Genomic DNA, 10,585 nt, shown 5'->3' on the forward strand with positions numbered 1-10,585 from the left:
ACGGTCGCGCGCCCGGTCCAGCGGGCGGCAGGGACCCCCCAACCGACTAATTTGCTGCCAAAACGGCACTTATCGGTAAAGATCGTCAAATGACGCTTGAGGTGCCTCACGGGGGCGGCATGACGTTCAGCGTTCTCGGGCCCGTAAGGGTGCGCGGCGGCGGCGCGGTGAGCGCCCTCGGCCGGTCACAGCGCCGCGGCCTGCTCGGCTTCCTGCTGATCAACGCGAACAAGGTCGTCACCATGGAGACAGTGATCGACGCGCTGTGGGGCGGCGCGCCACCGCCTTCGGCCCGTGCCCAGATCTACTCGGGGATCCACGCCATCCGCCGCGAGTTACGCGCCCTCGGCCTCGACGAGGTGGCCTCCTCCCGGGGCGGCTACACGTTGCGGGCCGACGCCGCGACCCTGGATCTCGCCCTGTTCGAGGGGTACGTCCGGCAGGCCGGGGCGGGGCAGCCGCCCGAGCAGGTGGTCCGGTCGCTGCGCCGGGGACTGGCGCTCTGGAACGGCCCGGCGCTGAGCGACGCGTCCGGAGCCTATGTCGAGGCGGTCCGGGTCCATCTGGAGGAGACACGGCTCGGCTGTGTGGAGACGCTGATCGACGCCGAGCTCGCGCTCGGACGGCACGACCACGCGATCGGCGAGCTGCGGCGGCTGGTGGCGGAGCACCCGCTGCGGGAACGGCTGCACGCGCAGCTCATGCTCGCGCTCTACCGCGGTGGCCGCCGGATCGAGGCCCTCGACCTCTCCCGCGACCTGCGCCGCAGGCTGGTGGAGGAACACGGGCTCGACCCGGGCCAGGCGGTGACCGAGCTGGAGCTGGCCATCCTGCGCGCCGATCCCGGCCTCGCCCCGCCGCCGAACGGGTCCGTGACGGCCACGCCCGGCGGCGCGCCCGCGCAACTCCCTGCCGACACCACCGACTTCACCGGGCGGGATCGTGAGCTGGCCCAGGCGCTGTCCGCCCTGGCCGGCCCACGGGGGAGCGCGCCGCCGATCTGCGCGATCACCGGCCCGCCGGGGGTGGGCAAGACCGTCTTCGCCGTGCACGCGGCCCACCGGGTCCGCGAGAGCCACCCCGACGGCCAGCTCTTCGTGGACCTCCGGGGGGCTGACAGCAGGCCGGCCGAGCCGGACGAGGTGCTCGCCGGCTTCCTGCGCGCGCTGGGCGTCGACGGGAGGAGGATCCCGGAGGCCCGCGAGGAGCGGTCCGCGCTCTACCGGACCATGCTCGCCGGCCGGCGGGTGCTCGTGGTGCTCGACAACGTGACCGACGAGAGCCAGGTGAAGCCGCTCCTGCCCGGCGCGGGCACCTGCTCCGTACTCGTGACCAGCCGCAGGCGGCTGGCCGGACTCGGCGCGCCGACCACGGTGGAACTCCTCCCGTTCGACGGGGGGGAGTCGGTCGAGCTGCTGGGCCGGATCGCCGGGAGCGCACGGGTCGCGGCCGAGGACGCGGAGGCCCGCGAGGTGGCGCGGCTCTGCGGCGGGCTGCCGCTCGCGCTGCGCATCGCCGGGTCGCGGCTCGCCGCGCGGCCCCACCGCGGCATCGCGGAGCTGGCCAGGCGGCTCGCCGACGAGCAGCGCCGTCTGGACGAGCTGTCCTACTCGGGGCTCGGCGTACGGGCCGGTCTCGATCTGGCCTACCAGGCGCTCGGCGAGGCGGAGCGCCGCCTGCTGCGACGGCTGGCCTTCCTCGACGTCCCCGAGGCCGGGCCGTGGCTGGCCGTCGCGGTCGGCGGCGAGCGGCCGGCCGACACGGAGGAGACGCTGGAGCGCCTGACGGACATCCACCTGCTGCGGGTGGCCGGCGTCGACGGCACGGGGCAGATCAGATACGGGATGCACGACCTGGTCCGCACCTACTGCAGGGAACGGATGGCGGAGGAGGAGACCGCGGACATGGCGGTGTCCGTGGTCTCGTCGGCCGCCAGGCACCTGCTCCGGCTCGCCGCCGAGGCCCGGAGCGCCGACCGGGGCCACGACTACTACGCCCGGCTCGCCGGGGAACTGGTCGTCGCCGTGGACGGGAAGACCGTACGGCACGCGGCGGAGCATGCGGTGAACTGGCTGGAGGCCGAGGCCGCCACCGTCCACGGCGTCCTGCGGCAGACGGAGGCCCATGGGCTTTTCGACGAGGGCTGGCGGATCGCCCTGATGGGAGGCTGGCTGTACGACATCCGGTGCTGGGCGGGCGAGTACCGGAAGATCCTGTCGATCGCGTACCGGATGGCGGAGAAGTCCGGAGACCGCCGGGCCCAGGCCATCGTGCCGGCGCTCGCCGCGGAACTGGGGGTGCTCGCCGGCGCCCTGGACGAGGCCGCGCGGACGCTCGCGTCGTCCGAACGGATCTTCGCCGAGATCGGGGACGAGCACGGGCTGGCGGAGGTCTGGCGGATGCTCGTCACCCTGGAGCGCACGCGTGGCGAGCACACCGTCGCGCTGCGCCGCTGCGAGCGGATCCGCGAGACCTTCCGCGTCATGGAGGACCACTCGGGAGAGGCCCACACCCTGCGCTGCGTCGGGCAGATCCACCTCGTCGAAGGCCGCGTGCCCGAGGCGCTGCGGTATCTGGAGGAGGCCCTCCGCGTCGCGGGCAGGAGCCGCGGCGGCTGGAAGCGGCTCAACACCCTGTACTGGCTGGGCGAGGTCTACCTGAGGGTGGGACGCGCGGGGGAGGCCAGGGACGCGTTCCTCGCGGTCGCGGAGGCGGCCGACCGGGCGGGCGACTTCACGGGAGGCGCCTTCGCCCGGCTCGGCCTGGCCCACGTGGCCATCGAGGCGGGCGAGCGCCGGCAGGCCCGCACCCTGCTCGCGGCGGCGCTCGACCATGCCGAACGCTCCGAGCTGACACTCGTGCTCTGCAAGATCGGCCTGGCCGTCGGCGAGGCCCTGGCGCGGCTGGGCGAGCTCGCGCGGGCGGGGAAGACGATCGAGCGCGTGCTGCCGCGGATCGACGGCCTGGCCTCCCCGCCGATGCGGGCCGAGGCCATGGACCTGCTCGCACGGGTCCGCGAAGGCCGGCGTGTAGCTCGCGTATAGCTCCCGCATCAACCCGGCCTGGCAGAAAGGGAGACGAGGTCCGCCTCTCTGCCGGCGGGGGTCTACGAAGGGGAGGAGCGCCATGCGCGACATCATCTGGAACTGATCGGCCGGACGACCACGACTGGACATGGACAGGGGGTGTCTCCTATGCGCGATCTCATCTGGACCTGACCAGAACAGGCCGGCCCGGTGGGGCCGGACCGTGGTGACGACCTGATGGCGGCCGGCGGCGCTTTCCACGCGCCGCCGGCCGCCTCCGCGTGACGGGCGGCTGACAGGAGGCGGCGATGGAGAGCGGGGCCTTCCGCCACGCGTTCGCCGTCACGGAGTTCCGGGCGCTCTGGGGCGCCATGGCCGTCGTGCGCGCGGGGACGCAACTGGGCCGGGTGGCGCTGGCGGTGCTCGCCTACGAGCGCACCGGGTCCGCGGCGGTGACCGCGCTCGTGTACGCACTCACCCTGGTGCCGGCGCTGGTCGGCGGGCCGCTGCTGGGCGGGCTGGCGGACCGGTACCCCCGCCGGAGGCTGATCGTCGGCTGCGGCCTGGCGAGAGCCGGGCTGATCGCGCTGGTGGCCGTGCCGGGGATCCCGCTGCCGGTGCTGTGCGCCCTGGTCTTCGCCTCGCAACTGCTCGAATCGCCGGCCGTGGCCGCCCAGATGGCGCTCACGCCCGACATCCTGCCCGAGGACGTCTACCAGGCGGGCATCGCGATCCAGCACCTCACCTCCCAGATCGTCAGCCTGGCCGGTTTCGCGGCGGGGGGCGTGCTGGTGGCGGCGGTGGGCACGAGCGGGTCGCTGACGCTCAACGCGGCGGCCTTCGCGCTGGCCGCGCTGATCGTGCTGCGCGGTGTCCGGCCGCACCCCGCCGCGCGGACCGGGGAAGACGGCGAGGGGCGGCGCGGCGGCCCGCTGGAGGGACTGCGCCTGCTCGTCTCCGACCACCGGCTGCGCAGCCTGCTGGCGCTCGCCATGCTCGCCGGATTCCAGGTGGTGCCGGAGGCGCTGGCCGCCCCCTACGCCGCCGGGACCGGCCAGGGCACCGCGATGGTGGGCCTGCTCATGGCCGCGATACCGGTGGGCAACGTGCTGGGCGTGTTCCTCTTCACCCGGTTCTGCTCCACGGAGGCGCGGCTGCGGCTGCTCGGACCGCTGGCGTGCGCCGCGAGCGCGCCGCTGGTGGCCTCGGCGCTGATCCCGGGCCCGGTCGCGGCGCTGGTCCTGTGGGCGCTCGTGGGGATGCTGGGCGCCTACCAGGTGACGGCGAACGCGGAGTTCGTCCGGATCGTCCCCACCGAGCGGAGGGGGCAGGTGCTGGGGATCGCCTCCGCCGCCCTGGTCGCCGCCCAGGGGTTGGGCATGATCGTGGGCGGCCTGCTGGCCACGCACCTGGGGGTGACGGGGGCGCTGGGTGTCGCGGGGGCGGCCGGGCTGGCCGCCGGAGTGCCGGCCGCCCTCGCCTGGCGACGGGCCTGCGCCCGCGACGGGGAGGCCGTCCCCGGGACGGCCGGGCACCGAGCGGTGCCCCGCGATCAGACGCCGTAGAGCCAGTCGACGTGCTTGTGGTCGTCGGGCTCGCGGCTCAGGAAGAGCTCGTTGCGCAGCAGCCGCGCCACGCCGTCGACATGCCAGATGTCGCCCCAGACCCGCGCCGACGTCTGCACCCGGGCCGTCCGCTCGGTCCGTACGCGCTCGTACTCCTTGAGAGCGACCGGCCAGTCGCCGGAACTGGCGGCGGCCTGCGCCGCCAGGCAGTGCGCGTCCTCGATCGCCTGGCAGGCGCCCTGCGCGAGATACTGCAGCATCGGGTGGGCCGCGTCGCCGGTGAGCGCCATCCGGCCGTCGACCCAGTTCGGGACGGGCACGCGGTCGAACATCTTCCAGTGGCGGACCCGCCACAGCGACCTCAGCCCGTGCCGCACCTGCGGGCAGGCCCCGGCGAAGACCTCGTCGAGCTCCTCGGGGCCGCCGTACTCGGCCTCGCCCCGCAGGAAGCCCGGCGACCGGAACACCGCGACCGTGTTGAACATCTCCCCGCCGCGCAGCGAGTACTGCACCAGGTGGCAGCCGGGGCCGATGTAGGCGACCACATCGGTGAGCGCGCGCTCGTCGGGCTCGGTCTCCAGCTCCTCGACCGGGAACGCGCCGCGGTAGGCGACGTAGCCGGAGTTGACCGGCTCGTCGTCGCTCAGCCGGGCGCGCAGCCGCGACCGCAACCCGTCGGCCCCGATCGCCACATCCGCCCGCTGGACGCCCGCCGCGCTGCGCACGACCGCCGAGTCCTGCGCGGTCTCGACGTCCGTGACCTCGCAGTTCGGGACCAGGTCCACGCCCGCCCGATCGCACGCGCGCTGGAGCACGCCGAGCAGGTCGCTGCGGTGGATCACCACGTACGGCCCGCCGTACCTGGCGACGAACTCCTCGCCGAGCGGCAGGTGGGTGAGCTCGCGGCCGTCGACCGCGTCCCTGAACACCAGGCGTCGCGGCAGCACCCCGAGCCCGATCACCTCGTCGAGCACGCCCCACTCGCGCAGGATCCTGGTGGCGTTCGGGGCGATCTGCAGACCGGCGCCGACCTCGGCGAACTCCGGCGCGCGCTCCAGGACGCGCACCCGCCGCCCGGACCGGGCCAGCGCGAGGGCGCTCGACAGCCCGCCGATGCCCCCGCCCACGACGATGACGTCCACATCCCTCTCGGACACGGTCATTCCCTTCTCACTAGAGCCAGCGGCCGAGTACGGGCGCCTCACCGGCGCGGCCGGTCAGCCAGGCGGCGAGGGCGGCGCCCTCACCGCCGGCGGCCCGCTTGCGTACGACGTCGACGGCCAGCGCGGCGTTGAACCCGGCGGGCAGGTCGTCGAAGCCGAGACCGGTGCCGAGGTCGACGGCGTGCACGGCCACCTCGCGGGCGCGCATCCACGGGATCTCGGTGGCGGGGACGGTCCGGCCCTGCGCCGTGACGACCTCGTTCGTCCACGCCCGTTCCGGCAGCGCGTCCAGGTCGGCGGCGAAGGCCGCCGCGGAGCCGCGCACCAGCGCGCGCAGCTCTTCGGCGGGCAGCGCCGAGCCTTCCTCGATCTCCGCGTTCCGCTGCTCGGGGCTCGCGTACATCGGCGTCCTCTCGCCGGTGCGCGCCCAGTGCAGCAGGCGGCGCAGCGCCTCGGCGTTGTGGTGGACGTGCGCGACGACGTGGCGCCGGGACCAGCCGGGCAGGCCGGTCGCCGCGCCGAGATCGTCGTCGGCGAGCCCGTCGACGGCGTCGAGGAAGAGGCCGGTGCAGTGGTCCATCCACTCCCGGATCTCGGTCATGACCTGCGCGCCCTGTTCTCGAGCCGGCCGATGCCCTCGATCTCGGTGACGAGCGTGCCGCCGTCGGCGAGGTAACGCGGGGGCTTGCGGGCGTGGCCGACGCCGCCCGGGGTGCCGGTGGCGATCACGTCGCCGGGCCGCAACGTCATGATCGTGGAGACGTAGCGCACCAGCGCGGCGGGGTCGAAGACCAGGTCGCCGGTGTTGGACTTCTGCACCTCCTCGCCGTCGACCGCGCCGCTGATCGCCAGCTCGGGGCGGACGCCGCCGGGCAGCTCGTCGGGGGTGACCAGCACCGGGCCGAGCGGGGTGGTGCCCTCGAACGTCTTGCCCTGGAGCCACTGGGCGGTGCGGTACTGCCAGTCGCGCATGGTGACGTCGTTCAGCACCGTGAAACCGGCGATCGCGGCGGCGGCCCGGCTCTCGTCGGCCCGCCGCACGGTCGCGCCGACGACCAGGGCCAGCTCGGCCTCCCAGTCGACGGCGTCGGACTCGGCGGGCAGCGCGATGTCGTCGTACGGGCCGATGAGCGCGTCGGCGTACTTGGCGAACAGCGTCGGGTGCTCGGGCAGCTCGCGGCCCATCTCCAGGATGTGGTTGCGGTAGTTCAGGCCGACGCAGACGATCTTCCCGGGGGCGGGCACCACCGGCGCGAGCCCGGCCGTGGCGGCGGCGTGCGCGGGCCCGCCGGCGGACTCGGCGAGCGAGCGCCAGTCGTCCCGCGCGAGCAGCTCGCCGACGTCGCCGAACCCGGTCTCGACGTACCGGTCGCCGTCGACGCGGACGGCGCGGGTGCCTTCGGCGGTGCGGATGGTGGCGAGTCTCATGCGTGCTTCCTCGGGTCGATCTGGACGCGGTGCTGGTGGAGCTTCTCGATGACGGGGGTGTCGCTGAACCGGAAGAGGTCGAGGCCGGGCTCGGTCTCGACGGTCAGCGGCTGCCAGGACGGGACGACGAAGAGGTCGCCGCGCTCGACGTCCCAGCTCGCCGAACCCACGGTGACCCGGCCGAGACCGTCGAACACCTGGAAGACCGACGAGCCGACCTCCCGGCGGGTGGCGGTCCCGATGCCGGGGGCGAGGCGGTGGAACTCGGCGCGGATGGTCGGCATGACGTCGCCGCCGGTGGTCGGGTTGGTGTAGCGGACCGCCGCGTGTCCCGGCTCGGTGGTGGCGGTGTAGCCCTCAGCTTCGAGCCTGAGCTGCTCGGACAGCGCCCGGTCGGTGTGCTCCCAGCGGTAGGCGAGCAGCGGGGTCGCCGGGGACGGGTCGAGCTGGGTAAGCGGGCGCAGGCCGGGGTGCGCCCACAGCCGCTCCGAGCGCGACCGGTCGGGCGCCTCCCTGCTCTCCACCTCGTCCGGGCCGAACTCGAAGAACGTCGAGTCGGTGTAGTGCTGGAACGGGATGTCGAGGCCGTCGATCCAGGCCATCGGCTCGCTGCTGGTGTTGTGGTGGCCGTGCCAGTTCCAGCCCGCCTGCGGCAGGAAGTCGCCGCGCCGCATCGCGACCGGGTCGCCGTTCACCACGGTCCACACGCCCTCGCCCTCGACGACGAAGCGGAAGGCGTGCTGGGTGTGCCGGTGCACGGGGGCGTCCTCGCGCGGGTTCAGGTACTGGATCGCCGCCCACAGGGTCGGCGTCGCGAACGGGCGACCGCCCAGCCCGGGGTTGGCCAGCGCGATGGCGCGCCGCTCGCCGCCCCGGCCGACCGGGACGAGCGCGCCCGCCTTCGTGGCCATCGGGAGCAGCCGGTTCCAGCGCCACAGGTGCGGCACGGCGGCGGACACCGGCGCGTGCGGCATCAGGTCGCCGATCTCGGTCCAGAGCGGGACCAGCAGCTCGGACTCGAACTCGCGGTAGAGCCCGTCCAGCTCGGGAGTGCGGTCGGGCTGGTCGGGCGCGTCGCTCGCGACGATGCTGACGGGACTGGTGACGGTCATCGGTGTACGGCTCCTTGACAGATGCGCTGCAGTGACCGGTTACCATCCTGGTCTAGGTTCCTCCTGATGGAATAGGTTGTTCTGCTGTGAAGAATCGCCCGTCGTACGCGATCGAGTCGGTCGATCACGCGCTGCACCTGGCCACGCTGCTGCAGCAGGAGGGACCGCTGCGGCTGAGCGACGTCGCCGAGCGGCTGGGCGTCTCGCGCTCCACCGCGCACCGCCTGCTGGCGATGCTCGTCTACCGCGACTTCGCCGAGCAGGACTCCGACCGGCGCTACCGGGCCGGGCCCGTCCTGCGGCCCGCGCCCGTCTCGGAAGCCCCGGTCACACTGCTGCGCAGGGTGGCCCGCCCGCACCTGGAGCGGATGGTCGCGCACGTGCGCGAGTCGGCGAACCTGGTGGTGCGCGCGGGCGCGGAGGTCCGCTTCGTCGACACCGTCGAGTGCGACAACGTGCTGCGGGTCGGCGACCGTACGGGGCGCTCGTTGCCGGCCCACCTGACCTCGGGCGGTAAGGCGATCCTGGCCCTGCTCCCGCCCGCCGAGCTGGCGCGGCTCTACGCGGACGAGGCCGAGCTGGCCCGCGTCCGGCGCGACCTGGCGGCGGTGCGCCGGCGCGGCGTCGCCATCAACGACCAGCGGACGGAGACGGGCCTGACGGCGGTGGGGGTGGCGCTGCGCGACGGGTCGGGCCGTCCGTACGCGGCGATCTCGATCGCGCTGCCCACCGCGCGTTTCACCAGGGAGCGGCTGCCGGGCTGGATCAGCGCGCTCACCCTGACCGCGGCCGCGATCGAGGCCGACGCGATCTGACCGCTCAGGCGCGCACCGGCTCGTAGTGGAGCGCGAGGATCCCGCAGTCGAACGTCCGCGTGCCGGCCACGCGGAAGCGGTGGTAGGCGTCCGCCGGGAACACCGGCATGCCGGCCCCGATCGAGGTCGGGTTGACGAACAGGTGGAGCTCGTCGACGAGCCCCGCGGCGATCAGGCTCGACACGAGCGTGCCGCCCCCGTACACGATGAGGTCGCCGCCCGGCTCGGCCTTGAGCCCTTCGATGATCTCGGTCAGGTCACCGCCGGCCACGGTGGCGTTCTCCCACGGCGACTCGGTGAGGCTGTTGGAGATGACGGTCTTGGGCGTGTCGTTCATCCAGTCGATCGACTCCTCGTCCTCGCCCTCCGGCCTGGACGCCCAGGCCGGGATGAACCCTTCGGCGAGCTTGCGGCCCAGCACGATGCGGTCGACGGACTTGGTGAGCGCGTTGACGTGGTCGCTGAGGTCGTCGGTCCACGGGAACGTCAGCCAGTCCATCTCGCCCTGCGGGCCGGCCATGAAGCCGTCGACGGTCGTCTGGACCTGGAGCTTGAGCTTGCGCATGGATGAGTCCTTTCCGGTTCGCCGCTTCCGATGGTGGCGGAGCGTTCTTACGACCTTCTTACGCTCCTCTTCCTGGCTGAAAGTTTCAGGGGCCGTCGCAGGTCACCAGGGGGAGGGTGCCCGCCTGGTTGACGGCCGGCCGTCGGCGTGGGATCAATCGCCCGGAAAGCGCTTACCTGAAGGGAGATGGTCGTGTTACCTCAACCTCGAAGGGCGGGCGGCTGGCGGCGTCTGCTGCTGAGCCTGGTCGCCCTGGCGACCGCCATGGCCGGCGCGGTCGCCGTCCAACTGCCCGCGCGGGCGGCCAGCGTCGACACGAACGCCTGGTACGTGCTGGTCAACCGGCACAGCGGCAAGGCGCTCGACGTGTACGAGTTCGCCACCCATGACGGCGCGCCGATGGTGCAGTGGGCCCGCAACGACGGCAACCAGCAGCAGTGGCAGTTCGTCAGCTCCGGCGATGGCTACTACCGGCTCAAGTCCCGTCACAGCGGCAAGGTCCTGGACGTCTACGAATGGAACGCCAATGGCGGCGCCCAGATCGTCCAGTGGGCCGACACCAACGGCTGGAACCAGCAGTTCCGGCTGGCCGACTCCGACGGCGGCCACGTCCGCCTGATCAACCGCCACAGCGGCAAGGCCCTGGAGACCTGGGAGTGGTCCACCGCCGACGGCGCCCGCGTCTCCCAGTGGGACGACCTCAACGGTGCCAACCAGCAGTGGCAGCTCGTCAAGATGGGCAGCGGCGGCGGTAATGGCGGCGGCGACGGCAGCGGCGCCTGGCCGTCCGACACCGGCAGCGTGCACCAGACCACGACCCGCAACGCCGGCACGTTCTTCGACGGCGGCATGAAGCGCTACTACGGCATCGGCGACGGCGGCCAGAGCGAGAGCCAGGACCCCATGTTCGT

At 73.5% G+C, this 10,585-nt stretch carries 9 protein-coding genes; 4 read left to right on the forward strand and 5 right to left on the reverse strand.

The window, feature by feature from the left end:
• The first annotated feature begins 119 nt into the window (after positions 1-119).
• Positions 120-3,044: a BTAD domain-containing putative transcriptional regulator gene (locus AB0K05_RS44040; protein WP_364237738.1), complete on the forward strand. Its 2,925-nt coding sequence runs from the start codon at positions 120-122 to the stop codon at positions 3,042-3,044.
• A gap of 290 nt (positions 3,045-3,334) precedes the next feature.
• Positions 3,335-4,591, forward strand: a complete 1,257-nt coding sequence (locus tag AB0K05_RS44045) for an MFS transporter (RefSeq protein WP_364237740.1) — start codon at positions 3,335-3,337, stop codon at positions 4,589-4,591.
• Here the strand turns inward: AB0K05_RS44045 and AB0K05_RS44050 are convergent.
• The 4 genes from AB0K05_RS44050 to AB0K05_RS44065 are packed head-to-tail and all read right to left on the reverse strand — an operon-like array spanning position 4,579 to position 8,294.
• Entirely contained in the window at positions 4,579-5,754 is a 1,176-nt protein-coding gene (locus AB0K05_RS44050; protein WP_364237742.1) for an FAD-dependent oxidoreductase, read from the reverse strand. The genes AB0K05_RS44045 and AB0K05_RS44050 overlap by 13 nt on opposite strands.
• Before the next feature lie 10 nt (positions 5,755-5,764).
• Positions 5,765-6,355, reverse strand: a complete 591-nt coding sequence (locus AB0K05_RS44055) for a maleylpyruvate isomerase family mycothiol-dependent enzyme (RefSeq protein ID WP_364237744.1) — start codon at positions 6,353-6,355, stop codon at positions 5,765-5,767.
• The gene (locus tag AB0K05_RS44060) at positions 6,352-7,182 is read right to left on the reverse strand and encodes a fumarylacetoacetate hydrolase family protein (RefSeq protein ID WP_364237746.1); all 831 of its coding nucleotides are present in this window, start codon (positions 7,180-7,182) and stop codon (positions 6,352-6,354) included. The genes AB0K05_RS44055 and AB0K05_RS44060 overlap by 4 nt, the downstream gene beginning before the upstream one ends.
• Positions 7,179-8,294, reverse strand: a complete 1,116-nt coding sequence (locus tag AB0K05_RS44065; protein WP_364237748.1) for a cupin domain-containing protein — start codon at positions 8,292-8,294, stop codon at positions 7,179-7,181. The genes AB0K05_RS44060 and AB0K05_RS44065 overlap by 4 nt, the downstream gene beginning before the upstream one ends.
• Before the next feature lie 86 nt (positions 8,295-8,380).
• On the opposite strand from AB0K05_RS44065, the gene AB0K05_RS44070 reads away from it, so the two are divergent.
• Positions 8,381-9,109, forward strand: a complete 729-nt coding sequence (locus AB0K05_RS44070; protein ID WP_148035799.1) for an IclR family transcriptional regulator — start codon at positions 8,381-8,383, stop codon at positions 9,107-9,109.
• Positions 9,110-9,113: 4 nt separating this feature from the next.
• Here AB0K05_RS44070 and AB0K05_RS44075 read toward each other — a convergent pair whose 3' ends face one another.
• Entirely contained in the window at positions 9,114-9,674 is a 561-nt protein-coding gene (locus tag AB0K05_RS44075) for a dihydrofolate reductase family protein (protein ID WP_148035798.1), read from the reverse strand.
• 192 nt (positions 9,675-9,866) lie between these two features.
• Between AB0K05_RS44075 and AB0K05_RS44080 the strand changes: the two genes are divergently transcribed.
• Positions 9,867-10,585 (forward strand): RICIN domain-containing protein (locus AB0K05_RS44080; RefSeq protein WP_364237751.1); only part of this gene is annotated, 719 nt, incomplete at its 3' end.

Source organism: Nonomuraea sp. NPDC049486 (genome assembly GCF_040676925.1).
Classification (GTDB): Bacteria; Actinomycetota; Actinomycetes; order Streptosporangiales; family Streptosporangiaceae; genus Nonomuraea; species Nonomuraea ferruginea.

Coding starts and splice junctions, on each gene's coding strand:
- AB0K05_RS44040 (WP_364237738.1), top strand. CDS start 120: ATGACGTTCAGCGTTCTCGGGCCCGTAAGGGTGCGCGGCGGCGGCGCG.
- AB0K05_RS44045 (WP_364237740.1), top strand. CDS start 3,335: ATGGAGAGCGGGGCCTTCCGCCACGCGTTCGCCGTCACGGAGTTCCGG.
- AB0K05_RS44050 (WP_364237742.1), bottom strand. CDS start 5,754: ATGACCGTGTCCGAGAGGGATGTGGACGTCATCGTCGTGGGCGGGGGC.
- AB0K05_RS44055 (WP_364237744.1), bottom strand. CDS start 6,355: ATGACCGAGATCCGGGAGTGGATGGACCACTGCACCGGCCTCTTCCTC.
- AB0K05_RS44060 (WP_364237746.1), bottom strand. CDS start 7,182: ATGAGACTCGCCACCATCCGCACCGCCGAAGGCACCCGCGCCGTCCGC.
- AB0K05_RS44065 (WP_364237748.1), bottom strand. CDS start 8,294: ATGACCGTCACCAGTCCCGTCAGCATCGTCGCGAGCGACGCGCCCGAC.
- AB0K05_RS44075 (WP_148035798.1), bottom strand. CDS start 9,674: ATGCGCAAGCTCAAGCTCCAGGTCCAGACGACCGTCGACGGCTTCATG.